The organism is Oceanimonas sp. CAM02, assembly GCF_032842915.1.
GTDB classification, from domain to species: Bacteria; Pseudomonadota; Gammaproteobacteria; order Enterobacterales; family Aeromonadaceae; genus Oceanimonas; species Oceanimonas smirnovii.
Genome location: NZ_JAWJBK010000029.1, coordinates 311,121 through 334,885, shown reverse-complemented (window position 1 = coordinate 334,885; position 23,765 = coordinate 311,121). Strand labels below are relative to the sequence as shown.

The 23,765-nt window shown below is 56.4% G+C and carries 22 protein-coding genes and 2 tRNA genes; 2 read left to right on the top strand and 22 right to left on the bottom strand.

What is annotated here, in order from left to right; translation table 11 throughout:
- Positions 1-54: 54 nt before the first annotated feature.
- The 18 genes from R0I78_RS10805 to rlmE form a co-directional block, all read right to left on the bottom strand.
- Entirely contained in the window at positions 55-753 is a 699-nt protein-coding gene (locus tag R0I78_RS10805) for a tRNA/rRNA methyltransferase (protein ID WP_026344902.1), read from the bottom strand.
- 5 nt (positions 754-758) lie between these two features.
- On the bottom strand, positions 759-1,901 hold the full coding sequence (locus R0I78_RS10800; protein ID WP_317075308.1) for a cupin domain-containing protein: 1,143 nt from the start codon (positions 1,899-1,901) through the stop codon (positions 759-761).
- A 140-nt stretch (positions 1,902-2,041) separates the two neighbouring features.
- On the bottom strand, positions 2,042-2,536 hold the full coding sequence (locus tag R0I78_RS10795; RefSeq protein WP_317075307.1) for an N-acetyltransferase: 495 nt from the start codon (positions 2,534-2,536) through the stop codon (positions 2,042-2,044).
- Positions 2,537-2,553: 17 nt separating this feature from the next.
- Positions 2,554-3,189 carry a pyridoxamine 5'-phosphate oxidase gene (gene pdxH, locus R0I78_RS10790; protein WP_317075306.1) on the bottom strand — a complete coding sequence of 212 codons (636 nt, stop codon included), beginning with the start codon at positions 3,187-3,189 and terminating at the stop codon, positions 2,554-2,556.
- Between the two features lie 134 nt (positions 3,190-3,323).
- Positions 3,324-5,471, bottom strand: coding sequence for a polyribonucleotide nucleotidyltransferase (gene pnp / locus R0I78_RS10785; protein WP_410506579.1), 2,148 nt, complete (start codon positions 5,469-5,471; stop codon positions 3,324-3,326).
- Positions 5,472-5,685: 214 nt separating this feature from the next.
- On the bottom strand, positions 5,686-5,955 hold the full coding sequence (gene rpsO / locus R0I78_RS10780) for a 30S ribosomal protein S15 (RefSeq protein ID WP_019935556.1): 270 nt from the start codon (positions 5,953-5,955) through the stop codon (positions 5,686-5,688).
- Between the two features lie 114 nt (positions 5,956-6,069).
- On the bottom strand, positions 6,070-7,005 hold the full coding sequence (gene truB / locus R0I78_RS10775) for a tRNA pseudouridine(55) synthase TruB (RefSeq protein ID WP_019935555.1): 936 nt from the start codon (positions 7,003-7,005) through the stop codon (positions 6,070-6,072).
- 1 nt (position 7,006) lies between these two features.
- Positions 7,007-7,411, bottom strand: coding sequence for a 30S ribosome-binding factor RbfA (gene rbfA, locus R0I78_RS10770; protein ID WP_317075305.1), 405 nt, complete (start codon positions 7,409-7,411; stop codon positions 7,007-7,009).
- Between the two features lie 73 nt (positions 7,412-7,484).
- Positions 7,485-10,169: a translation initiation factor IF-2 gene (gene infB, locus R0I78_RS10765; protein ID WP_317075304.1), complete on the bottom strand. Its 2,685-nt coding sequence runs from the start codon at positions 10,167-10,169 to the stop codon at positions 7,485-7,487.
- 19 nt (positions 10,170-10,188) lie between these two features.
- Positions 10,189-11,691 (bottom strand): transcription termination factor NusA, encoded by a 1,503-nt coding sequence (gene nusA / locus R0I78_RS10760; RefSeq protein WP_019935552.1) that lies wholly within the window; start codon positions 11,689-11,691, stop codon positions 10,189-10,191.
- 14 nt (positions 11,692-11,705) lie between these two features.
- A complete protein-coding gene (gene rimP / locus R0I78_RS10755; protein WP_083928721.1) occupies positions 11,706-12,164 on the bottom strand; it encodes a ribosome maturation factor RimP in 459 nt (152 codons plus the stop codon).
- A 179-nt stretch (positions 12,165-12,343) separates the two neighbouring features.
- Positions 12,344-12,420, bottom strand: a tRNA-Met gene (locus R0I78_RS10750).
- A gap of 57 nt (positions 12,421-12,477) precedes the next feature.
- Positions 12,478-12,564 (bottom strand) — tRNA-Leu (locus tag R0I78_RS10745).
- A 7-nt stretch (positions 12,565-12,571) separates the two neighbouring features.
- Positions 12,572-12,910, bottom strand: coding sequence for a preprotein translocase subunit SecG (secG, locus tag R0I78_RS10740; protein ID WP_317075303.1), 339 nt, complete (start codon positions 12,908-12,910; stop codon positions 12,572-12,574).
- A 339-nt stretch (positions 12,911-13,249) separates the two neighbouring features.
- Positions 13,250-14,578: a phosphoglucosamine mutase gene (gene glmM, locus R0I78_RS10735; protein WP_317075302.1), complete on the bottom strand. Its 1,329-nt coding sequence runs from the start codon at positions 14,576-14,578 to the stop codon at positions 13,250-13,252.
- Positions 14,575-15,417, bottom strand: coding sequence for a dihydropteroate synthase (folP, locus tag R0I78_RS10730; RefSeq protein WP_317075301.1), 843 nt, complete (start codon positions 15,415-15,417; stop codon positions 14,575-14,577). Before folP ends, glmM begins: the two co-directional genes overlap by 4 nt.
- Before the next feature lie 67 nt (positions 15,418-15,484).
- Positions 15,485-17,431: an ATP-dependent zinc metalloprotease FtsH gene (gene ftsH, locus R0I78_RS10725; RefSeq protein ID WP_026344899.1), complete on the bottom strand. Its 1,947-nt coding sequence runs from the start codon at positions 17,429-17,431 to the stop codon at positions 15,485-15,487.
- Between the two features lie 44 nt (positions 17,432-17,475).
- Positions 17,476-18,105, bottom strand: a complete 630-nt coding sequence (rlmE, locus tag R0I78_RS10720; protein WP_019935546.1) for a 23S rRNA (uridine(2552)-2'-O)-methyltransferase RlmE — start codon at positions 18,103-18,105, stop codon at positions 17,476-17,478.
- An 85-nt stretch (positions 18,106-18,190) separates the two neighbouring features.
- On the opposite strand from rlmE, the gene yhbY reads away from it, so the two are divergent.
- The gene (yhbY, locus tag R0I78_RS10715) at positions 18,191-18,487 is read left to right on the top strand and encodes a ribosome assembly RNA-binding protein YhbY (RefSeq protein ID WP_019935545.1); all 297 of its coding nucleotides are present in this window, start codon (positions 18,191-18,193) and stop codon (positions 18,485-18,487) included.
- Between the two features lie 114 nt (positions 18,488-18,601).
- The gene (locus R0I78_RS10710) at positions 18,602-19,207 is read left to right on the top strand and encodes a hypothetical protein (RefSeq protein ID WP_317075300.1); all 606 of its coding nucleotides are present in this window, start codon (positions 18,602-18,604) and stop codon (positions 19,205-19,207) included.
- A 4-nt stretch (positions 19,208-19,211) separates the two neighbouring features.
- Here the strand turns inward: R0I78_RS10710 and greA are convergent, their stop codons facing one another.
- The 4 genes from greA to grpE all read right to left on the bottom strand — a co-directional run bounded on the left by greA (position 19,212) and on the right by grpE (position 23,696).
- Positions 19,212-19,688, bottom strand: coding sequence for a transcription elongation factor GreA (greA, locus tag R0I78_RS10705; RefSeq protein ID WP_026344898.1), 477 nt, complete (start codon positions 19,686-19,688; stop codon positions 19,212-19,214).
- 134 nt (positions 19,689-19,822) lie between these two features.
- Entirely contained in the window at positions 19,823-20,956 is a 1,134-nt protein-coding gene (dnaJ, locus tag R0I78_RS10700; RefSeq protein WP_026344897.1) for a molecular chaperone DnaJ, read from the bottom strand.
- 88 nt (positions 20,957-21,044) lie between these two features.
- Entirely contained in the window at positions 21,045-22,967 is a 1,923-nt protein-coding gene (gene dnaK / locus R0I78_RS10695; RefSeq protein ID WP_019935541.1) for a molecular chaperone DnaK, read from the bottom strand.
- A 126-nt stretch (positions 22,968-23,093) separates the two neighbouring features.
- The gene (gene grpE, locus R0I78_RS10690) at positions 23,094-23,696 is read right to left on the bottom strand and encodes a nucleotide exchange factor GrpE (RefSeq protein ID WP_019935540.1); all 603 of its coding nucleotides are present in this window, start codon (positions 23,694-23,696) and stop codon (positions 23,094-23,096) included.
- Positions 23,697-23,765 lie beyond the last annotated feature (69 nt).

Genomic DNA, 23,765 nt, shown 5'->3' with positions numbered 1-23,765 from the left:
ACATACAACCTGTAACAACGAATGGCATAGCAATACCCTGTGGCTGCGGACTTGTCAACCTGGCTCCCCGGGTTTGAGGGCCCGCTCAAGGTCCTTGCAGAGCAGGTGCAGCAGGTTCAGATCGCGCTGCTCCAGCACAGGCAACCGGTCTTTAACCCATTCAGCCAGTTTTTCCTGCTGGGAAACTCCCACCTTACTCAGTAATTGCTCTGTTTTTTGCTGCAACACACGAAGCTGAGCGCTTTCGGTCTGACCGTTGTTTTTTTGCGCGCTTTCTGGTGTCAGTCCCTGGCTCAGCTCCCAGGCATAGAGCATGATGGCCTGACCCAGATTGAGTGACGGATAGCTCACCTTGAGCGGCAGGTAACTGATGATATCGGCCTGGGCCAGATGCTCGTTGCTGAGGCCCGACTCCTCGCAGCCAAACAGTATGGCGACCTTGTGTACCACTTTGTTATTGATCTGGGTCACCGCCTCACGGGGCGTCAGATAGTGCTGATAGCGGCCACGCCGGCGGGCCGTGGTGGCAATCACCAGATCCATGTCGGCCAGCCCCTCGGCCAGGGAGGGAAAATGCTCGGCCTGCGCCAGAATCTCCTGCGCACCGTGGGCCACCCAGCCCGCTTCATCCTGCTCATGCACCCGGCTGTTAATCACCCGCATGCGCTCAAAGCCCATTGTCTTCATGGCCCTGGCGGCAGCCCCCACGTTCTCGGGGCGCGCCGGCGATTCCAGCACGAAGTAAAGCTCCACCGCCATTATTCGTCTTCCTCAAAATACCAGTAGCCCTGGTTCACCAGCGGCAGCAGGCAGTCGAGCAGATTACGGGGTTCTTTCAGGCAGGCCACTTCCGGGCCGCAGATGCGAGCCTGATCGCACAGCAGGGCAATGGCGTCAGTATCAGGCTCGGCCAGCTGATAACGGTCACCGTCAAGATAAAAGACGTTCTCGCTGCTTTCATGGTAGAAACAGCGCACCCCACCCAGGCGGTAGAGATGGTCACCATGATCCAGCCGCAGCACCAGTTCTTCCAGACTGTAGGCCGGCTCGGCCACTTCCAGATCGAGATCATGCCTGGCTTCCGAGATCATTTCGCCAAACCAGTCATTAAGGCGGGCGTCGTCGTTCAGCAGCTCCTGCATCAGGCCTTTTACCTGCGTCATTACGCTGCTATCGAGACGGCCATGAGCGCTGGCGGCCGCCATGCCGGCATCATCAAACCGCGGCGTAATATCCACATGAGCCAGCAGATGATCAGCAAAGCCGGAGAACAGATCTTTGGCGTCGGGGGCACGAAATCCGATGGAGTAGTTCATGGCCGGTGTGTCGGCATAGCCCTCGTGGGGGCAGCCGGGCGGAATATAAATCATGTCGCCGGGCTGCAGCACTTCGTCGATCACTGCTTCAAAGTCATCGCAGTGGCGCAGAGCACCGTGGGCTGCAAATTCGCGCAGGCTTTGACGCTCCCCTACCCGCCAGCGACGGCTGCCACTGCCCTGCAGAATAAAAACACCGTATTGGTCGATATGAGGGCCCACACCGCCACCGGGGGTGGAGAAGCTCACCATCACATCATCAAAGCGCCAGCCGGGAATAAACCGGAACAGCTCGGCCAGGTCCTGTACGCCCGGATGCCACTGGTTCACCGCCTGCACCAGCAGGGTCCAGTCGGTTTCCCCCAGATGATCGTAGCTGTCAAAGGGCCCGGTTTCCGCCTGCCAGCGTTCCTGCTCACGCCACACCCGGCGGGACTCAATATGGGGTTCCAGCGCCAGGCCGGCCAGCTCGTCGGGGCTTAAGGGATCTTCAAAGCCCGGCAGGGCGGCCTTGAACAGACACGGTTTGCGCTGCCAGTCGTGGGCCAGAAAGTGCTCGATATCCAGGTTGAGTGGGCTGTGCATGAAAAACTCGCAACGGGGGCATAAAGTTGGTGAGTATTATGCCCCTGCAAGGGGCACAATGTGAAGCATCAGTGCGGTTGCACTTCGCCGGCAAGCTATGTCAGCCAGCTTCGAGTGTCTCAGGAAATACCTGTCAGCTCTTACAGCTGCTCAAAGGCTGGGTGGTAGGTCACCAGACCGGTGGGTACAGGCTGCTTTAAGGCCAGTGCCATAAAGGCATCGCCGGCATCAGGATAAGGACAGCTCAGCCCCAGCTCGCTGGCCGGACGAAAGCCGAAACGCTGATAATAGGCCGGATTGCCCAGCACCACTATGCCGGCCCAGTCAAAGTCGCTGGCGGCCTGAATGGCTTCGCGGATCATCTCGGTGCCCACCCCCTGATTCTGGCAGTCGGGCCACACACTCACCGGCGCCAGCCCCAGCCAGCCGATGTCTTCACCGTTTACCAGCACCGGACTCATGGCCAGGTGGCCGATAATGGCCCCCTCGTATTCCGCTACCTGACTGACGGTAATGGCCCCCTGCTCGCGCAGGGACAGCACCAGATCCGCCTCGTCAGGGCGGTTAAAGGCGGCAAACACCACCTCGTCTATCTCGTCGCCATCACCGGGACGCTCGGTTCTGCAGATCAGCATGCCAGCCTCTCACATATTCAGGGTGCCAGGCGGGAAATGACCCAACCATCATGTTCGCGCTGATAAATAAAGCGGTCATGCAACCGGTTGGCTCCGCCCTGCCAGAATTCCACCGAGTCGAACTTCACTCTGAAACCGCCCCAGAAGCTCGGCAGTGGCACTTCACCGCTGGCAAACTTCTGCTTCATTTCCAGAAACTTGGCTTCCAGCAGACCGCGGGCTGAAATGCGGGATGATTGCTTTGACACCCAGGCACCAATCTGGCTGTCTTTGGGCCGGCTGGAGAAATATTTCATTACCTCGGTGGCGGCGAGCTTTTCCACCCGGCCGGTGACATGCACCTGACGCTCCAGTGAGTGCCAGGGAAACAGCAGGCTGATACGCGGATTCTGATTCAGGTGTGCCGCCTTGCGGCTGCCCATATTGGTGTAAAACACAAAGCCCTGCTCATCCACCTGCTTGAGCAGCACAATACGCTGATAAGGCTGTCCCTGCTCGTCTACTGTGCCCACTACCATGGCGGTAGGATCGGGCACACCGGCAGCAATGGCCTGCTGCATCCAGGTTTCAAACAAGGCAAGGGGGTCGTCGGGCAGGTCATTGCGGCGCAGACCGCCCTGCAGGTATTCACGTCGGTAATCTGCCAGCTCCATGAAAATGGGTTCCTTTTGCTGAAAGTGGTTTCATTGTGCAAAGCCGCCTGCCAATTGGCAAGCAGCTTTACATAGGCAACAGATACAAAAAAGCCGGAGAAAATTTCCCCGGCTTTCGGTGTTATTGCTCAGGCTTATTCGGCGCTGTCGGATTTGGCTTCTTCGGTTGCCTCGGCGGCAGGCGCGGCTTCTGCCTCTTCCGGCTTGTTGGCTTCCTTGATGGACAGACGAATGCGACCCTGACGGTCCACTTCCAGTACCTTCACCTTGACCTTGTCACCCACTTTCAGGTGATCGGACACATTTTTCACCCGCTCTTCGGTGATCTGAGAAATGTGTACCAGACCGTCCTTGCCGGGCAGAATGTTAACAAAGGCACCGAAGTCGGCCAGACGCACCACCTGACCTTCATAGATGGTGCCGCTTTCCACTTCGGCGGTCAGCTGCTCAATGCGGTGAATGGCCAGTTTGGCGGCTTCACCGTCAACGGCGGCAATTTTCACAATGCCGTTGTCATCCAGCTCAATGGTGGTGCCGGTTTCTTCGGTCAGGGCGCGAATGGTAGCGCCGCCCTTGCCAATCACATCACGGATCTTCTCGGGGTTGATCTTGATGGTGTGAATGCGCGGGGCAAAGTCGGAGATATCGGCACGGGGGGCCTGCAGGGCTTCATCCATCACTTTCAGAATGTGCAGACGAGCATTGCGGGCCTGCTTCAGGGCCACTTCCATGATCTCTTTGGTGATGCCTTCGATCTTGATGTCCATCTGCAGGGCAGTCACACCCTCGTTGGTACCGGCCACCTTGAAGTCCATGTCGCCCAGGTGGTCTTCATCACCCAGAATGTCGGACAGTACCACAAAGCCTTCTTCTTCTTTTACCAGACCCATGGCGATACCGGCCACCGACGCCTTGATCGGCACACCGGCGTCCATCAGGGCCAGTGAAGTACCACACACAGACGCCATGGAGGAAGAGCCGTTGGACTCGGTGATCTCGGACACCACACGCACTGTGTACGGGAACTCTTCCTGGCTCGGCATCACGGCGGCAACGCCGCGCTTGGCCAGACGGCCATGACCAATTTCACGACGCTTGGGGCTGCCGACCATGCCGGTCTCGCCCACACAGTAGGGAGGGAAGTTATAGTGCAGCATAAAGCGGTTGGCGCGCTCACCGGTCAGCTCGTCAATCAGCTGAGCATCACGCTCTGTGCCCAGGGTAGCGGCAACCAGCGCCTGAGTTTCACCACGGGTAAACAGGGCAGAGCCATGGGCACGGGGCAGCAGGCCGGTGGCCACGTTCAGGGCGCGGATCATATCGGGCTCACGGCCGTCGATGCGCGGCTCACCGCGAACCACACGACCACGGACGATGGTTTTTTCCAGCTTGCCCAGCAGCTCCTGAATATCCTTGATTTCCGCTTCCGGGGTGTCGGTCAGAATGGCAGCCTGAACCTTGGCCTTGATGTCGGAGATGGCGTCACGACGGGCGGTTTTGTCGGTGATACGATAGGCTTCACCCAGCTCGGCAGAGGCCAGCTCGGCAATTTTGGCCTTGAGCGCTTCGTTTTCGGCTTTGGGCTGCCAGTCCCAGGGCTGAGTGCCCACTTCGGCAGCAAATTCGTTAATGGCGTTCACGGCGGTCTGCAGTTGCTCGTGACCGTACATAACGGCACCCAGCATCACATCCTCCGGCAGAACGGAAGCTTCGGACTCTACCATCAGCACGGCACCGGCAGTACCGGCCACCACCAGATCCAGCTGGCTGTCTTTCAGCTCGCTGATGCTGGGGTTCAGCACGTATTCACCGTTCATGTAACCCACGCGGGCGGCACCGATGGGACCGGCGAAAGGAATACCGGAAATGGCCAGAGCGGCAGAAGTACCCAGCATGGAAATGATGTCCGGGGCAATTTCCGGGTTAGCGGACATCACGGTGGCAATCACCTGAACTTCGTTTTTGAATCCTTCGGGAAACAGCGGACGAATGGGGCGGTCAATCAGACGCGCGGTCAGTGTTTCGCCTTCAGTGGGGCGGCCTTCACGCTTGAAAAAGCTGCCGGGAATACGGCCGGCGGCGTAGGTACGCTCCTGGTAGTTCACCGTGAGCGGAAAGAAGTCGCGGCTTTCGTCGGCTTCACGCTTGCCAACCACACTCACCAGCACGGAAGTGTCGTCGATGCTGGCCATGACAGCGGCGGTGGCCTGGCGGGCAATCACGCCGGTTTCAAGAGTAACGGTATGCTGACCGTACTGGAAGGTCTTTACGATAGGATTCACGCGGTAGATTCCTTTAATTGTTTGATTCTTTAATACGCCGGCACAGTATACTTGATTCCTGTTTAAAGGACAGAATGACAAACAGAAAACAGCGGGAAGCAGGAAGCGGTAGACTTGTTTGACTTACAGCTGACAGCTTATGGCTTCAAGCTATGTTTTACGGGCATTAAAAAAGGGAGCCGAGGCTCCCTTTTTAACAAGGCTTTGGAGTCGATTAACGACGCAGGCCCAGCTTGCTGATCAGGTCACGGTAGCGCTCTACGTCTTTACGCTTCAGGTAGTCCAGCAGGTTACGACGCTGGGATACCATGCGCAGCAGACCGCGACGGCTGTGGTGATCGTGGATGTGCTGCTTGAAGTGGCCCTGCAGGTGGTTGATCTGGGCGCTCAGCAGAGCTACCTGCACTTCGGGAGAGCCGGTGTCGCCTTCGCCACGGGCGAATTCGGCAACGATCTGGGCTTTGGTTTCAGCATTTAGTGACATTGTGTCTACTCCAAAATAAGCATGAATGAATTCCAGCCGATCACTAATTCAGCCGGAAGGAAGGACGGCATTCTACCAGCAAAGGCGCACTTGGCAACCTTAAATCACCGTCAATTAACGTACCAGACGGCGCGGCGCTACCTTGCCGTCATCGTCGATTTCACCGACACCGACAAAGCGGCGGTCATCGCCCACCGTCATGCGCACAAAGCCGTCGAGGGGCGCGCCGGACACCTGCACCGCCTGGCCGTGCAGCAGATAACCCGCCACCAGCTCGGACAGGTTCACTTCCGGCAGACTCTGCACAGCGGTATCCATGGGCAGCAGCAGCGGATCCAGCTCCAGCCGGGGTGAAATGTCATTGGCCTTGCAGTTATCGAGAATGCACTGCAGCTGCTCCAGGGTCAGCATGCGCTCCGCCGGATAACCGGCTACCGCCAGCCGGCGCAGCACGGCAACGTGAGCACCGCAACCCAGGCGCTCACCCAGATCGTCCACTATGGTACGAATGTAGGTGCCCTTGCTGCAATGTACTTCCAGCTCCACTTCGTCCCCTTCAAAGCGAATGAGCTTGAGCTCAAATACCGTGATGGGGCGCGCTTCCCGGGGTACTTCTATGCCTTCCCGGGCGTACTGGTACAGGGGCTTGCCCTGATATTTGAGCGCTGAGTACATGGACGGCACCTGCATGATGTCGCCGCGGAAATGATCCAGGGCTTCAATCAGCTCGCCGGTGGACACATTGACTGGACGGGTCTCAACCACTTCGCCGTCGGCGTCGCTGGTGTCGGTCCGCTCGCCCAGTTTTGCCACCACCCGGTAGCGCTTGTCGGCATCGAGCAAAAACTGGGAAAACTTGGTGGCCTCACCCAGACAGATCGGCAGCATGCCGGTAGCCAGCGGATCCAGTGCTCCTGTGTGGCCGGCCTTGGCGGCGGCATAGATGCGCTTGACCTGCTGCAGGGCATCGTTGGATGTGATGCCCGCCGGCTTGTCGAGCAGCAAAATGCCGTCTACCTCACGGCCGCGAAAACGTCGCTGACGCCCCATCTCAGTCCTGCTCCTTCTCGTCTTCATCGTTGCGGCCGGCACTGCGGCGCTTGTCTTCTTCCACCGTGCTCGACACCAGGGTGGAGATACGCATGCCTTCCACCAGGCTCTGGTCATAGGAGAAGCGCAGCTCGGGGGTCACCCGCAGGCGCATGGCCTTGGCCACCAGGCTGCGAATATAACCGCTGGCTTCTTTCAGTACTTCCATGCCCTGCTCTACCCGCTCGGCATCGTTGTCGAGAAAGGTCACAAACACTTTTGCATAGTTGAGATCACGGGACACTTCCACACCGGATACGGTGACCATGCCCAGACGGTCGTCTTTGATTTCCCGCTGCAGGATAACGGCAATTTCTTTTTGCAGTTCCTGACCTACCCGGCGGGTTCGGCTGAATTCTCTGGCCATACTTTACTTCCAAGACAAAGGGGGCCTGCCGGCCCCCGTTGATTACTGTGTTCAGACGTGGTTCACCGCCACCTTACAGGGTGCGCTGTACTTCCACAATCTGATAAACCTCGATCTGGTCGCCTACTCGTACGTCATTGTAGTTCTTCACGCCGATGCCGCATTCCATGCCGTTACGCACTTCCTGAACGTCATCCTTGAAGCGACGCAGAGACTCCAGCTCGCCTTCGTAAATCACCACGTTGTCACGCAGCACGCGGATCGGGTTGCTGCGCTTGACGTTACCTTCGGTCACCATACAGCCGGCGATAGCACCCAGTTTGGGTGAGCGGAACACGTCCCGCACTTCCGCCAGACCGATGATTTCCTGCTTGAACTCAGGAGCCAGCATGCCGGTCATGGCCTGCTTCACTTCATCCAGCAGCTCATAGATAACGCTGTAGTAGCGCAGGTCAATCTCTTCCGCTTCAATCATGCGGCGAGCAGAGGCATCGGCACGCACGTTAAAGCCCAGAATGATGGCGTTGGACGCCGCAGCTAGGCTGGCGTCGGTTTCGGTGATGCCACCCACGCCGGAGCCAACTATCTTCACCTTCACTTCGTCGGTGGACAGTTTCATCAGCGAATCGGCAATAGCTTCGATAGAACCCTGTACGTCTGCTTTCAGTACCAGGTTCACCTCGGCCACTTCGCCTTCGTTCATGTTGGCGAACATGTTCTCCAGCTTGGCTTTTTGCTGACGGGCCAGCTTGACTTCGCGGAACTTGCCCTGGCGGTACAGTGCCACTTCACGGGCTTTCTTCTCGTCCCGCACAACAGTGGCTTCATCACCGGCAGTGGGCACGCCGGACAGACCCAGAATTTCCACCGGAATGGACGGACCGGCGGATTTTACTTCGCGGCCCAGCTCATCCTTCATGGCACGTACCCGGCCATATTCCAGACCACACAGTACGATGTCGCCCTGATGCAGAGTACCGTCTTGTACCAGCACGGTAGCAACCGGTCCACGCCCCTTGTCTAGACGGGATTCAATCACTACGCCAGAGGCCATGGCGTCATATACTGCAGTCAGTTCCAGAACTTCGGCCTGCAGCAGAATGGCTTCGAGCAGCTCGTCAATGCCGGTACCGGCCTTGGCAGAAATATGAACAAACATGTTCTCGCCGCCCCACTCTTCCGACATAACGCCGTGCTGGGACAGTTCGCTCTTGACTCGATCCGGATCGGCTTCCGGCTTGTCCATCTTGTTTACCGCCACAATCAGCGGCACTTCAGCGGCCTTGGCGTGCTGAATGGCTTCAATGGTTTGCGGCATCACACCGTCATCGGCCGCCACCACCAGCACTACGATATCGGTGGCCTTGGCACCGCGGGCCCGCATGGAGGTAAAGGCCGCGTGTCCCGGGGTATCCAGGAAGGTGATCATGCCGTTCTCGGTTTCTACATGGTAGGCACCGATATGCTGAGTAATACCACCGGCCTCACCAGACGCTACCTTGGTACGACGAATGTAGTCGAGAGTAGAGGTTTTGCCGTGGTCAACGTGGCCCATAATGGTCACCACAGGAGCACGGGTTTTACGCTCGGCGTCAGTATCACGATCAGACAGTACCCGCTCTTCCAGCTCGTTTTCACGACGCAGCACCACCTTGTGACCCATTTCTTCGGCCACCAGCTGAGCAGTTTCCTGATCGATCACCTGGTTGATGGTCACCATGGCACCCATCTTCATCATGGTTTTGATGACTTCGGCACCTTTTACTGCCATGCGGTTAGCCAGCTCGGCGACAGTGATGGTTTCACCAATTTCCACTTCACGGGTTACCGGCTGAGCCGGTTTCTGGAAGCCGTGCTTCATGGACTTGGGCGTCATTACCTTGGCGCGTTTGCCTTTGCGCTGACGCTCATTGCGGCTTTCGCGGTTTTCCCTATCTTCCTTGGTCTTGCCACCCTTGCGTTTCTTGCCACCGGTGCGACGGGCTTTCTGCTCTTCGCTCTTGTCGGCCTCATCTTCAGCCGCACGGGCGTGCTGATTGGTGGTGACATGATAGTCGGCGTCTTCCGGCTTTTTGGCCGCTTCTTCCGCCCAGCGTTTTTCATTTTCTTCTGCTAGCTTGCGCACTTCTTCTGCCTTTTGCTGGGCTTCCAGCTCGGCTTTGCGCAGTGCTTCCTGTTCGCGCTGCTGCTTGAGTTTTTCTTCTTCGCGCTTGGCCATGTCGTCCGCCTTTTTCTGCTCTTTGCTTTTCGGGGTTGCCCCCTGCTCGGTGTTTTTCTGAGCCTGCAGCTGAGCCTGACGAGCTTTTTCTTCAGCTTCACGTTTGGCCTTTTCTTCGGCTGCACGCTTGGCTTGTTCGGCTGCTTCTCGTTTGGCCGCTTCCTCGGCCTCACGACGCGCCTGAGCCTCGGCTTCCTGGCGCGCCTTTTCTTCCTCTTCACGACGCTGTTCTTCGAGCGCGTCACGTCTTACATAGGTGCGCTTCTTGCGCACTTCTACCTGCACTGCCTTGTTCTTGCCACCGGCACCCTGAACACTGAGGGTACTGATGGTTTTACGCTGCAGGGTCATCCGTTTGGGTTCTTTATCGTCATTGCCACCGTGCTGCTTTTTAAGATGAGCAAGCAGAGCGGCTTTTTCAGTTTCAGAAACGGAATCGTTACCGGATTTCTCCATGCCCGCCTCACGAAACTGCTGGATCAGACGATCAACCGGCGTGTCGATGTCACTGGCAAGTTGCGTTAATGATACTTCTGCCATTCATTTACCTCCGATGATCTTATTCCTGGTTCTGTTCTCCGAACCAGCAGATATTACGGGCAGCCATGATGAGTTCGCCCGCCTGGGCTTCGTCCAGACCTTCAATGCCTTCAAGGTCATCAATGCCCTGCTCTGCCAGCTCTTCCAGATCCGCAACACCGCGGCCAGCCAGCTGATAAGCCAGTTCGCGGGTCATTCCAGGCAGCCCCAGCAGATCGTCTGCCGGCTCTACCCCTTCAAAAGATTCTTCCTGGGCCAGTGCTTTGGTGGTCAGTGCATCTTTGGCTCGAGTACGCAGCTCTTCAACCGTGTCTTCATCCAGCCCTTCTACGCTCAGCAGCTCACTGACCGGCACATAGGCAATCTCCTCCAGAGTGGAGAAACCTTCACCCACCAGCAGAGCAGCGAAGTCGTCGTCAATGTCCAGGTTGTTCACGAACAAATTCATGGTCTTGTCGTTTTCAGCCTGGTGCTTTTGCGCCAGATCTTCATCGGTCATCACGTTCAGCTCCCAGCCGGTGAGCTGAGACGCCAGACGCACGTTCTGACCATTACGACCAATTGCCTGAGCCAGGTTGCCCGCTTCCACGGCGATGTCCATGGAGTGGGCATCTTCGTCCACGATAATGGACGCCACATCCGCCGGAGCCATGGCATTGATCACGAACTGGGCCGGGTTGTCATCCCACAGCACTATGTCTACGCGCTCACCGCCAAGCTCGCCGGATACTGCCTGCACCCGGGCACCACGCATGCCCACACAAGCACCGATGGGATCGATACGGCGATCGTTGGTTTTAACCGCTATCTTGGCACGGCTGCCCGGATCCCGGGCGGCGGCCATGATTTCAATGATTTCTTCGCCAATTTCCGGCACTTCAATGCGGAACAGCTCTTTCAGAAAGTCCGGGCTGGAACGGCTGACAAACAGCTGGGCACCACGGGCTTCGGGGCGAACCGCATAGAGCAGACCACGCACCCGGTCACCGGAGCGGAACGACTCACGAGGCAGCAAATCTTCACGGAAGATCACTGCCTCGGCGTTGTTGCCCAGGTCCAGAATCACGTTATCGCGGGTGGCCTTTTTTACCACGCCGGTAATGATTTCGCCTTCCTGATCCTGGAACTGCTCCACCACCTGCATGCGTTCGGCTTCACGTACTTTCTGCACGATAACCTGTTTGGCGGTCTGAGTAGTAATGCGGTCAAAGACGACAGATTCAATCTGATCTTCAACATAATCACCCACTTCAATTTCCGGCTCATCAATCTGAGCCGCTTCCAGGGTGATTTCCCGGTAAGGGTTAGTCAGGGCTTCCTGATTTTCTACTACCTGCCAGCGGCGGAAAGTGTCGAAGTCACCGCTTTTACGATCAATGGCAACCCGAACGTCGATGTCGCCGTCATATTTTTTCTTGGTGGCCGTAGCCAGCGCGGTTTCCAGCGCCTCAAAGATTTTTTCGCGAGGCACCGCCTTTTCGTTGGAAACGGCGTCTACAACCAGCAATATTTCTTTATTCATGTCCGATGGCCTCGTCAGTCAAAATTCGGAACCAGATTTGCTTTTTGAATGTTGGCGTAGGCCACAGGAAACTCCTGGCCATTCACCTCGAGCCGGACCATGGTGTCGTCAGCAGACACCACTGTGCCCTTGAGTTTACGGCGATTATTCACTGCCATACGCAATGCCAGTTCGGCTTCCTGACCGATAATGGCCTGATAGTGGGCCGGCTTGAACAAGGGTCGTGCGAGCCCCGGGGATGAGACTTCCAGATCATACTCGGTGGAAATGGGATCTTCCACATCCAGCACGGCGCTTACCTGCCGGCTGACTTCGGCACAATCATTGACATCGATGCCCTTCTCGCTGTCGATGTACAGCCGCAGCGTCGAATGCCGGCCGGCGCGAATATACTCGAGCCCCAGCAGCTCAAAGCCCAGGGCCGCAACCGGCTCACTGAGCATTTCGGTTAATCGTTGTTCCAATGTAGCCAAAGCTACCCCCCTTCAAAAACAAAAAAAGGGCTCGCAGCCCAGTTTAAAGTGCATTGATCCTGCCAATGCCGGAATACAGATAACAAAAAGCCCCGATTTTCAAATCGGGGCTATTCACCTGTACCCTGATTGTCGCCTCGCAGCGACCATTCATCGTGAGCAGACGACGAACGTGAAATTGGTTGCGGGGGCCGGATTTGAACCGACGACCTTCGGGTTATGAGCCCGACGAGCTACCAGGCTGCTCCACCCCGCGTCCGAAATCGTGCGAGATTATAGTCAAATTGAGCTAACTTCTCAACTGTCTATAAATTGGTGCCGAGAGCGGGACTTGAACCCGCACGCCCATACGGGCACTACCCCCTCAAGATAGCGTGTCTACCAATTCCACCACCTCGGCTAAAACTTTATTGCGGAACGTCGCTGCTGTTACCAGTAACAGGCACGTCGTTCTGAGCAGGAGCTTCTATAACTTCAGGAGCCGACAGGTCTTCCCACTCACTGCTTTGCTTGGTTGCGTTGGTAGACAAGTTACCAAGCACCAGGCTGACCACAAAGAACCCAGCTGCCAGAAGTGTGGTCGTTTTGGTCAGGAAGTTACCTGAACCGCTGGATCCGAATACTGTATTGGATGCACCTGCTCCGAAAGAGGCGCCCATGTCTGCACCTTTTCCTTGCTGTATCAGCACCAGACCTATCAAGGTCAGTGAAATCAGCAGGTACACCACCAAAAGAATCTCGTACATGTTGCTACCTTTGGTTGGCGCTTGCGTCCCGGACCACTCTGCCCTTGGGAGCGGGGCTAATACTAGCCATACCCTCATCCGGATACAAGCGCAATTTCAAAAAAAACTGCCGACTGCATAAAAAGCCGGCAAAGCGATGATTCAACAACCGTTTAACCCAAGCTGTAAGCGTTCAGCCGCCCGAAGTGGTTTAAAGGCTCCGCATACGGTTATATATCTCAGTTGCCCGTATGAATGCCAAAACCCCGTCGGGTTGCTTACAGCTGACAGCTTCCAGCCTCGGCGCAGCCGGGCGAGCTTACAGCTACGGCGAAGCCGTTAAAGCTCCGGCGAAGCCGGTCAGGCAGGTATGGCGTTGGCGATATGCTCCGCCAGACGGCGCACCTGCGACTCATCAGCCCCTTCTGCCATCACCCGAATGAGCGGCTCAGTGCCCGACTTTCTCAGCAGCACCCGGCCATTGCCGGCCAGCTCGGCTTCGGCGGCGGCCACCCGCTGTTTTACGTCTGCATCGGCCAGCGGATCGGTGCCGGCAGCATAGCGCACATTGATCAGTACCTGCGGGAACAGCGTCAGACCATTGCGCAGTTGCGCCAGGTTACCGCCACTGTTCAGCAGCGCCCGCATGACCTGCAGCGCCGCGACAATGCCGTCGCCGGTGCTGTTGTGATCCAGGCTGATAATATGGCCGGAGTTTTCGCCACCCAGTTTCCAGCCATGCTCCTTGAGCAACTCCATTACATAGCGATCCCCGACTTTTGCCCGTTCAAAGGGAATATTCAGATCGGCCAGGGCCAGCTCCAGCGCCATATTGGTCATCAGGGTGCCAACCACTCCGCCCTGCAGCTTGCCCCGCTGCTGTGCATCCCGGGCGATAATGTAAAGGATTTCATCACCGTCGAGCAGGGCACCGGTATGATCCACCATGGCCAGACGATCGCCGTCGCCGTCAAAGGCAATACCCAAATCCGCGTTATGCGCCAGCACCGCTGCCTGCAACGCTGCCGGTGCAGTGGAGCCGACACCGTCATTAATGTTGAGGCCATTGGGGTTGCCACCGGTACGAATCACCTTTGCCCCCAGCTCTTCAAATACCGCCGGTGCTATGTGATAGGTAGCACCGTGGGCACAGTCCAGCACTATGGTCAGGCCGTCCAGATGCAGACCGGACGGAAAAGTACTTTTACAAAATTCGATATACCGGCCGGCAGCATCATTGATGCGGCTGGCTTTTCCCAGCTGATCCGACGGCACACAGTCCATGGGCTGATCGAGCATGGCTTCAATGGCAAGCTCTACTTCGTCGGGCAGCTTGGTGCCATCGTGAGAGAAGAATTTGATGCCGTTGTCATAATAAGGATTGTGTGAAGCACTGATCACAATGCCCGCCTCGGCTCTGAAAGTTCGGGTGAGGTAGGCAATGGCCGGAGTCGGCATGGGGCCAAGCAGCGCTGCCTGCAGACCGGCAGCAGACAAGCCTGCTTCCAGCGCTGACTCCAGCATATAACCGGAAATACGGGTATCCTTGCCAATCAGTACCTTTTTGGTACCCGTCTGCGACAGCACCTTACCGGCAGCCCAGCCCAGCTTCATCACGAATTCAGGCGTAATGGGGTATTCCCCTACCCGGCCACGAATGCCGTCAGTACCAAAGTATTTTCTGCTCATAAAAACTGTTCCTGATAATGTGCTGCCTTACGCCATACGCGCAGGGCGTCTGCCATTTCCTTAACGTCGTGTACCCGCACAATCTGAACTCCCTGTGCCACCGCAAACAGGTGGGCCGACAGGGTACCGGCCAGACGCTCGTTGACTTCCCGGTTCAGCAGCTGGCCCAGCATGGATTTGCGGGACATGCCTGCCAGCAGCGGCAGACCCAGCCGGTGCAGCTCACCTACCCGCCCCAGCAATTCATAGTTATGCTCCAGAGACTTGCCAAAGCCATAGCCGGGATCCAGGCAAATGCGTTCCCGGGAAATGCCGGCGGCTTCGCAAGCGGCCACCTGTGCCGCCAGAAACTCCGCCACCTCGGCAATCACATTGGCATAATCCGGTGCCTGTTGCATGGTACGAGGCTGGCCCTGCATATGCATCAGGCAAACCGCCGCACCACTGGCAGCGGCGGTTTCCAGTGCGCCCGGTTCACGCAGGGCGCGAATGTCGTTGATCAAGTCAGCGCCAGCGTTTACCGCCTCGCCCATCACTGCCGCCTTACTGGTGTCCACGGATATCCAGCAATCCAGCTCGGCCCGCAGCCGTTCAATCACAGGTACCACCCGCTCCAGCTCTTCCTGTGCAGCCACCTCATCGGCCCCGGGGCGGGTTGACTCTCCGCCTACGTCAATGATGGTGGCACCATCGGTCACCATCTGCAGGGCGTGACGCAATGCGGCATCCTCACCATGGTAACGGCCACCATCAGAAAAAGAATCGGGTGTAATATTTAGCACCCCCATAATCTGTGGGGTAGAAAGATCCAGCGTACGAGTAGAAGAAGATAACAACATAAAGCAGAGTGTCCTGAAAATAAAAAGCCCCGGTAACCATGACCGGGGCTTAATTTATCATAAAAGTTTAATTGCTGGTGGCATCACCGGGCTTGTTCAGGTCGGGAGACGACACTTTCTGCTCATCATCCTCTTCCTTTTTGTCGCCGGTCCCGGCGGCAGGCCCCTGAGGCTTGTTGCCATGCTCGTCTTTCCAGTCGGCAGGCGGACGTACATCCCGACGCGCCATCAGATCATCGATCTGGTGAGCGTCAATGGTCTCGTACTTCATCAGCGCATCTTTCATGGCATGCAGAATATCGATGTTGTCATGAAGAATTTGCTTGGCGCGCTGGAAATTACGCTCAATCACTTCTTTCACTTCCGCATCAATCAGCTTGGCGGTTTCATCAGACATGTGCTTGCTCTTGGCGGCACTGCGTCCGAGGAACACCTCACCCTCTTCTTCTGCATACAGCAAAGGACCCATTTTCTCGGACAGACCCCACTGAGTTACCATCTTGTGGGCAATTTCAGTGGCCCGCTCGATATCGTTGGATGCCCCTGTGGTCACCTTGTCAAAGCCGTAGATAATTTCTTCGGCCAGACGACCGCCATACAGACTGGAAATCATCGACTCCAGATGCTGCTTGCTGTAGCTGAATCTGTCCTGCTCGGGCAAATACATGGTCACACCCAGAGCCCGGCCACGGGGAATAATGGACACCTTGTACACGGGATCGTGCTCGGGCACCACGCGGCCCACTATGGCATGGCCGGCTTCATGATAAGCCGTCATTTCCTTCTCGGACTCGGACATCACCATGGAGCGGCGCTCGGCACCCATCATGATCTTGTCTTTGGCTTTTTCAAACTCTTCCATGGACACCAGACGGCGACCACCACGGGCAGCGAACAGGGCAGCCTCATTCACCAGGTTGGCCAGATCTGCACCACTGAAGCCGGGTGTACCACGGGCAATCAGTGACGGCTCTACGTCATCACCCAGGGGCACGCGACGCATATGCACCTTAAGGATTTGCTCACGGCCACGCACATCGGGCAGGCCTACCACTACCTGGCGGTCGAAACGGCCCGGACGCAGCAGTGCCGGGTCAAGCACGTCGGGACGGTTGGTAGCGGCAATGACAATCACGCCTTCGTTACCTTCAAAGCCGTCCATTTCAACCAGCATCTGGTTCAGGGTCTGCTCACGCTCATCGTGACCACCACCCAGACCGGCACCACGCTGACGGCCTACCGCATCGATTTCATCGATAAAAATGATGCAGGGGGCCGACTTTTTGGCCTGTTCAAACATGTCGCGCACGCGTGATGCACCTACACCCACGAACATCTCAACAAAGTCAGAACCGGAAATGGTAAAGAACGGCACCTTAGCTTCACCGGCAATGGCCTTGGCCAGCAGGGTTTTACCGGTACCGGGCGGGCCCACCAGCAGAATACCGGTAGGAATGCGACCACCCAGCTTCTGAAAGCGACTGGGATCACGCAGATAATCCACCAGCTCTTTTACGTCTTCCTTGGCTTCATCACAGCCGGCCACATCGGCGAAGGTGGTTTTCACCTGATCTTCACCCATCAGCCGCGCCTTGCTCTTGCCAAAGGTCATGGCACCCTTACCGCCACCACCTTGCATCTGGCGCATAAAGAATACCCAGACGCCGATCAGCAGCAACATGGGGAACCAGGAAATAAAGATGGACGTCAGCAGGCTTGGTTCTTCCGGCTTCTCACCCACTACCCGCACATTATTGTTAAGCAGATCGTTGAGCAGCTGAGGATCTTCAGAAGGCATTATGGTGGTAAAACGATCACCACTTCGCTTAACGCCGTTGATGGTCTGACCATCCATCCGCACTTCGCGGATCTGGCCCTGAGCCACTTCCTGTACAAAAGTGGAATAATCCGTCTGGCGGCCGGACGGTTCACCTGGGCTGAAGCTCTGAAATACGGACATCAACACCACGGCAATGACCAACCACAGGATCAAATTTTTCGCCATGTCACTCAAATTACTAACCTCACCGGCTGACAGTTTATGACAGAAACAGGGTACTACAGTTTAAAACCTGTAGCCACAATGTAGACTTCTCGGGATCTGGGCCGCGAAGAGTCGGGTTTTCTTACCTTGACCGTAGCAAAAGACCGGCGTACCTCGCTGAGAAATTCATCAAATCCGGCCCCCTGGAATACTTTCACCACAAAGCTGCCTCTGGACGCCAGCACCTCACGGCACATATCCAGTGCCAGCTCCACCAGATACATGGCTCTTGGCTGGTCTACTTCCGGCGTGCCGCTCATGTTCGGTGCCATGTCCGACAGCAATACGTCGACCTTATCGTCCCCTACCCGTTCAAGCAAGGCATTGAGAACCGCTTCTTCACGAAAATCACCCTGCAGAAAGTCAACACCGGCAATGGGATCCATGGGCAGAATATCGCAGGCAATGACTTTGCCGCTCTGACCGACCTGTTCGGTGGCATACTGGCTCCAGCCGCCCGGAGCAGCCCCCAGATCCACCACCGTCATGCCGGCACGCAGCAGTTTGTCCCGCCCCTGTAACTCTTCCAGCTTGAATACGGCACGCGAGCGCAGGCCCTTCTTTTGTGCCTGTTGTACATATTTATCGTCAAAGTGCTCTTTCAGCCAGCGGGTTGAGCTGGCCGAACGTTTCTTTTTGCCCATTAATTTGTCGCTCTGCTATTACCATTAGTGTCTAGATGGGGGTACAATAACCCCCTTTCAACCTGATTAACTGAAGCATTTTGCAATGACCCTGAACAATAAGCAAAAACAATACCTGAAAGGACTGGCTCACAGCCTGAAGCCGGTGGTGTTGCTTGGCCAGCATGGCCTGACCGAAGGTGTTCTGGCCGAGATTGACCTGGCCCTGAACCATCACGAACTGATCAAGGTAAAGGTTGCCGCCGAAGACAGGGAAGTCAAACAGCTGATCATGGACGCCATTGTACGCGAAACCGGTGCCATCAAGGTACAGAGCATTGGCCATATGCTGACCATCTATCGTCAGAGTGAGCAGCGTAAAATTATTTTGCCCCGGGGCTAACCTGCTCCATGGCGAGGCCTTGTCAGGCTTCGCCTGCTGTTACTGCTGTTTTTACCTTTCTTTCTTCGCGCCATTGCACCTACGCTTTAACAGTGTATTCCAGGTGCCATTATCATGTCTGACAAATATCTCGATGACGACGAGCTTGCCATGCTGGCAGGGCTGTTCGGCGACTCGGCTGATCGTACAGATGTACCTTTAATGATAGCGATGGATGCCAGCCTGCGTGCTCTGCTGGAAAAAGCCTCGGCACTGGAGCTGCGCATGGAACTGAATAATCAGGTGCTGCACTTTCCGGTGCAGCTGCCCGCCCAGTTAAACGAAGCGCAACTGACAGCACCGCTTATCACCTCTGACGGTCTTCATCCCCGCGCCTGGCGGCTTCCTGCGCCGGAAGGCCTGAGCCTGGTCTATCGGAACGGTAAAAGAGTGGCGGCCGATATTCAGGACTTATCGGTCAATGGCATGAGGCTTTTGTCACGCCGCTGTTTATTTGCTCATCGAGCAACACGCAACGTACTGATGAAGCTGAACACGGAGCTGACCATTCCACTGAGTATGACGCTGGTGCGCCAGCACAGAGGGAATCAGTTCTGGCTGACCAGTGTGACGTTTGAACTGGCAGTGGCAGAGCGACTGGTATTGTCGGAGTTCGTCTTCAGAGGGTTTATCAGAGAGCTGAACAAAACAACGAAGCAGCCTGACGAGGCTGCTTCGTAATTACTTACAGATACTCGATCTTGATAATCTCGTATTCCACTTCACCAGCAGGGGTCTTGATCACTGCCACATCGTCTTCTTCCTTGCCGATCAAACCACGGGCAATTGGTGAATTGACGGAAATCAGATTGGCTTTGATATCAGATTCGTCGTCTCCCACGATGCGATAAGTAATTTCCTGCTCGTCATTCACCCGGAACAGCGTCACGGTAGAACCAAAGATGACCTTGCCGTTTTTGGGCATGCGGGTTACATCAATAATCTGGGCATTGGACAGCTTGGCTTCAATTTCCTGAATGCGACCTTCACAAAATCCCTGCTGCTCACGGGCGGCGTGATATTCAGCATTCTCTTTCAGATCGCCATGCTCTCTGGCCTCGGCAATCGCTTCAATAATTTGCGGGCGACGCACGGACTTGAGGTGATCCAGCTCTTCACGCAGTTTTTGCGCACCACGAATGGTCATCGGTGTTTGTGTCATAATGGAAACCCGGTTCCTTTCGAACTACTGAAATAACAAGAGCCCTGCCGGAACAGGGCTCAGATCGCTTATTGTTTGGCGGCTGCAACACGGCTGCAAGCCGGTGGTCAGTTATCCACCCTAATACAGCAGGCTTAACGGGTCAAATCGTCAAAGAAACGCTTTACCCCGTCAAAAAAGCCTTCAGACTTGGGTCTGTGCTTTTTGGCGGCAGAGCCACCACAGGATTCTTCCAGCTGACGCAGCAGCTCTTTTTGCTCGTCGGTCAGGTTTACCGGCGTTTCGATATAGACCTTGCACACCAGATCGCCAAGCTGACCGTTACGCGCTGAGCGTACGCCCTTGCCCTTGAGCCGGAACATGCGTCCGGTCTGGGTTTCAGCCGGAATCTTCAGTTTAACCCGGCCATCCAGGGTCGGCACTTCCACCTCGCCCCCCAGCGCAGCCGCGCTATAGCTGATGGGCACCTCGCAGAACAGGTTATTGCCGTCCCGCACAAAGATATCGTGATCGCGCACGTGCATCTGCACATACAGATCACCTGCCGGTGCGCCGGACTCACCCGCTTCGCCTTCACCGGACAGACGAATGCGATCACCGGTGTCCACACCGGCCGGAATTTTCACCGACAGGGTCTTGGTTTTCTGATAGCGGCCTTCACCATGACACTTGGTGCAGGGGTCACTGACCACCTTGCCCTTGCCACGACAATGGGGGCAAGGCTGCTGTACGGTGAAGAAACCCTGGCGCATCTGTACCTGGCCGTGACCATGACAGGTGGGACAGGTTTTGGCCTGAGTACCGGGCTTGGCACCGCTGCCGTCACAGACATCACAGCCCACCAGTGTGGGTACCTTGATCTCTTTGGTCACGCCCCTGACCGCCTCTTCCAGGGTCAGCTCCATGTTGTAGCGCAGATCCGACCCGCGGGCAGCGCGCTGCTGCCGGCCACGGCCACCGCCAAAGATGTCGCCGAATACGTCACCGAAAATATCACTGAAATCGGCACCGCCACCAAAGCCACCCTGACCACCGTGCTGACCATTAACCGCATCGTGGCCAAACTGGTCGTAGGCGGCCCGCTTCTGGGCGTCAGTCAGCACTTCATAGGCTTCCGTGGCTTCCTTGAATTTATCGGCCGCGTCGGCATCATCCTTGTTGCGATCAGGATGATATTTCATCGCCATTCGCTTGTAGGCTTTCTTGATTTCGCGCTCGTCGGCTCCCTTGGAAACCCCGAGCACTTCATAATAATCTCGTTTCGACATAGCTTGCGTGTTTACCTGCTGATTAACACAAAGGCGGGCGTTGGTATCCCAACGCCCGCACTGTCAGCGTCTGTGCGCCGGGGTTGCCTTATTTTTTGTCGTCTTTGACTTCTTCGAACTCGGCATCCACAACATCATCATCGGCTTTCTTGTTACCGGCATCCTGAGTGCCCGCATCCTGAGCCTGAGACTGCGCCTGGGCCTGAGCGGCCTCCATCAGCTTCTGGGACGCTTCCAGCAGCGCCTGTTGCTTGGCTTCAATCTCGGCCTTGTCTTCACCACGAACGGCGGTTTCCAGGTCGCTCAGAGCAGACTCAATAGCGCTCTTGTCGTCGGCGGCCAGAGCATCACCGGCTTCTTCCAGCTGCTTGCGGGTAGCATGAGCCAGACCGTCAGCCTGGTTGCGTGCTGTCACCAGCTCCTCGAACTTCTTGTCGTCGGCGGCGTTGGCTTCAGCGGCACGCACCATGGCTTCGATCTCTTCCTCGCTCAGACCGGAAGAGGCCTGAATGGTGATCTTCTGCTCCTTACCGGTGTCCTTGTCTTTGGCGGACACGTGCAGAATACCGTCGGCGTCAATGTCAAAGGTGACCTCGATTTGCGGCAGACCACGGGGCGCCGGACGAATGCCTTCCAGATTAAACTGACCCAGCGATTTGTTATCAGCGGCCCGCTTGCGCTCACCCTGAATGACGTGAATGGTCACGGCAGACTGGTTGTCGTCAGCGGTAGAGAACACCTGAGACTTTTTGGTCGGAATCGTGGTGTTCTTCTCAATCAGTGCTGTCATCACACCGCCCATGGTCTCGATACCCAGAGACAGCGGAGTTACGTCGAGCAGCAGCACGTCTTTCTTGTCACCGGACAATACGGCACCCTGAATGGCAGCACCCACAGCCACGGCTTCATCGGGGTTCACGTCTTTACGCGGCTCTTTGCCGAAGAAGTCGCTCACGGCCTTTTGCACCAACGGCATACGAGTCTGACCGCCCACCAGGATCACGTCATCAATGTCGGACACAGACAGACCCGCATCCTGCAGCGCGGTACGAACCGGATCCAGAGACTTCTTGACCATGTCTTCTACCAGCGACTCCAGCTTGGCACGGGTCACCTTGATGTTCAGGTGCTTGGGACCGGAAGCGTCTGCCGTGATGTAAGGCAGGTTTACTTCAGTCTGCTGCGCGGAAGACAGCTCGCACTTGGCTTTTTCGGCGGCTTCTTTCAGCCGCTGCAGCGCCAGCATGTCGTTACGCAGATCAAAGCCCTGCTCACGTTTGAACTCGTCCACCAGGTAGTTGATCAGACGGTTATCAAAGTCTTCACCACCCAGGTGTGTGTCACCGTTGGTAGCCAGTACTTCAAAGGTCTTTTCACCGTCCATGTCATCGATTTCGATGATGGAGATATCAAAGGTACCACCGCCCAGGTCGTACACCGCGACTTTGCGGTCACCCTTGGACTTGTTCACACCGTAAGCAAAAGCAGCAGCGGTCGGCTCGTTAATGATGCGCTTCACATCCAGACCGGCAATGCGGCCGGCGTCTTTGGTGGCCTGACGCTGGGCATCGTTGAAGTAAGCCGGCACGGTAATAACGGCTTCGGTCACCGGCTCGCCGAGGTAATCTTCGGCGGTTTTCTTCATTTTTTTCAGCACTTCGGCAGACACCTGAGGCGGTGCCATTTTCTTGTCTTTGGCTTCTACCCAGGCGTCACCGTTGTCGGCGTTCACGATGTTAAAGGGCATGATCTTGATGTCACGCTGCACTTCTTCATCTTCAAAACGACGGCCAATCAGACGCTTGATGGCAAACAGAGTGTTTTTGGGGTTGGTCACCGCCTGGCGCTTGGCCGGCTGACCTACCAGGGTTTCGCCATCATCGGTATAAGCAATGATGGAGGGAGTGGTGCGGGCACCCTCGGCGTTTTCAATGACCCGTGGAGTATCCCCATCCAGGATCGCAACGCAGGAGTTGGTGGTACCCAGATCGATGCCGATGATTTTACCCATAGAATCCTCTCTTGATATTACAAATTCGGTAACAAACGTTTTAGGTATTTCGCGTTAACGTCTATATGTGGCTGCCGGTCGCGGCTTTCAAGACGACAGTCACATTTTTTTGTTCAGAAGACCGGCTCAGGCCTGAGTGTCGATAGCCGGGCCCTTAGCCACCATCACCATGGCGGGGCGCAGCACACGACCGTTCAGCTCATAGCCTTTCATCATGACGGCCAGCACCGCATTGGGGGCCACTTCGTCACTTTCCACCATGCTCATGGCCTGATGCTTGTTGGGATCAAAAGGCTGGCCCTGAGGATCGATTTGCGCGACACCAAATTTTTCTACTGCACTTATCAACGACTTCAGGGTCAGCTCCACCCCTTCGTGTACCGCTTTAAAAGCATCAGTTTCATCGCTGGTGTGCTCAATGGCCCGCTCCAGGCTGTCGATCACCGGCAGCAGCTCGTTCACAAACTTTTCCAGTGCAAACTTCTGGGCTTTTTCGACGTCCTGAGCGGCACGGCGACGAATATTTTCCATTTCCGCCACGGCACGAAGGGCGGTGTCCTTTTCGGTTTTGGCGGCGGCCTCTGCCTCGGCCAGCTTTTTCTCAAGCTCGGCTACCAGGGCGGCATCGGCCTGAGTACCTTCCTGCAGCTCTGCCTCAGCGGCGGCGTGCTGCTCCTGTTCGGTCTGAAGCTCCTGCTCCTGGTCTACCTGATTCTGCTTGCTGCTCATCTCGTCTCCCGTGAGTATCAATTAGCCTGCAGCCTATATGGGGGTGTCAGTATGCTTTTCAAGGGGGAA

Coding starts and splice junctions, on each gene's coding strand:
- R0I78_RS10800 (WP_317075308.1), bottom strand. CDS start 1,901: ATGCACAGCCCACTCAACCTGGATATCGAGCACTTTCTGGCCCACGAC.
- R0I78_RS10795 (WP_317075307.1), bottom strand. CDS start 2,536: ATGCTGATCTGCAGAACCGAGCGTCCCGGTGATGGCGACGAGATAGAC.
- pdxH (WP_317075306.1), bottom strand. CDS start 3,189: ATGGAGCTGGCAGATTACCGACGTGAATACCTGCAGGGCGGTCTGCGC.
- rpsO (WP_019935556.1), bottom strand. CDS start 5,955: ATGTCACTAAATGCTGAAACCAAAGCCCAGATCGTTGCCGAATTCGCC.
- truB (WP_019935555.1), bottom strand. CDS start 7,005: ATGGGGCGTCAGCGACGTTTTCGCGGCCGTGAGGTAGACGGCATTTTG.
- rbfA (WP_317075305.1), bottom strand. CDS start 7,411: ATGGCCAGAGAATTCAGCCGAACCCGCCGGGTAGGTCAGGAACTGCAA.
- infB (WP_317075304.1), bottom strand. CDS start 10,169: ATGGCAGAAGTATCATTAACGCAACTTGCCAGTGACATCGACACGCCG.
- nusA (WP_019935552.1), bottom strand. CDS start 11,691: ATGAATAAAGAAATATTGCTGGTTGTAGACGCCGTTTCCAACGAAAAG.
- secG (WP_317075303.1), bottom strand. CDS start 12,910: ATGTACGAGATTCTTTTGGTGGTGTACCTGCTGATTTCACTGACCTTG.
- glmM (WP_317075302.1), bottom strand. CDS start 14,578: ATGAGCAGAAAATACTTTGGTACTGACGGCATTCGTGGCCGGGTAGGG.
- folP (WP_317075301.1), bottom strand. CDS start 15,417: ATGTTGTTATCTTCTTCTACTCGTACGCTGGATCTTTCTACCCCACAG.
- rlmE (WP_019935546.1), bottom strand. CDS start 18,105: ATGGGCAAAAAGAAACGTTCGGCCAGCTCAACCCGCTGGCTGAAAGAG.
- yhbY (WP_019935545.1), top strand. CDS start 18,191: ATGACCCTGAACAATAAGCAAAAACAATACCTGAAAGGACTGGCTCAC.
- R0I78_RS10710 (WP_317075300.1), top strand. CDS start 18,602: ATGTCTGACAAATATCTCGATGACGACGAGCTTGCCATGCTGGCAGGG.
- greA (WP_026344898.1), bottom strand. CDS start 19,688: ATGACACAAACACCGATGACCATTCGTGGTGCGCAAAAACTGCGTGAA.
- dnaJ (WP_026344897.1), bottom strand. CDS start 20,956: ATGTCGAAACGAGATTATTATGAAGTGCTCGGGGTTTCCAAGGGAGCC.
- dnaK (WP_019935541.1), bottom strand. CDS start 22,967: ATGGGTAAAATCATCGGCATCGATCTGGGTACCACCAACTCCTGCGTT.
- grpE (WP_019935540.1), bottom strand. CDS start 23,696: ATGAGCAGCAAGCAGAATCAGGTAGACCAGGAGCAGGAGCTTCAGACC.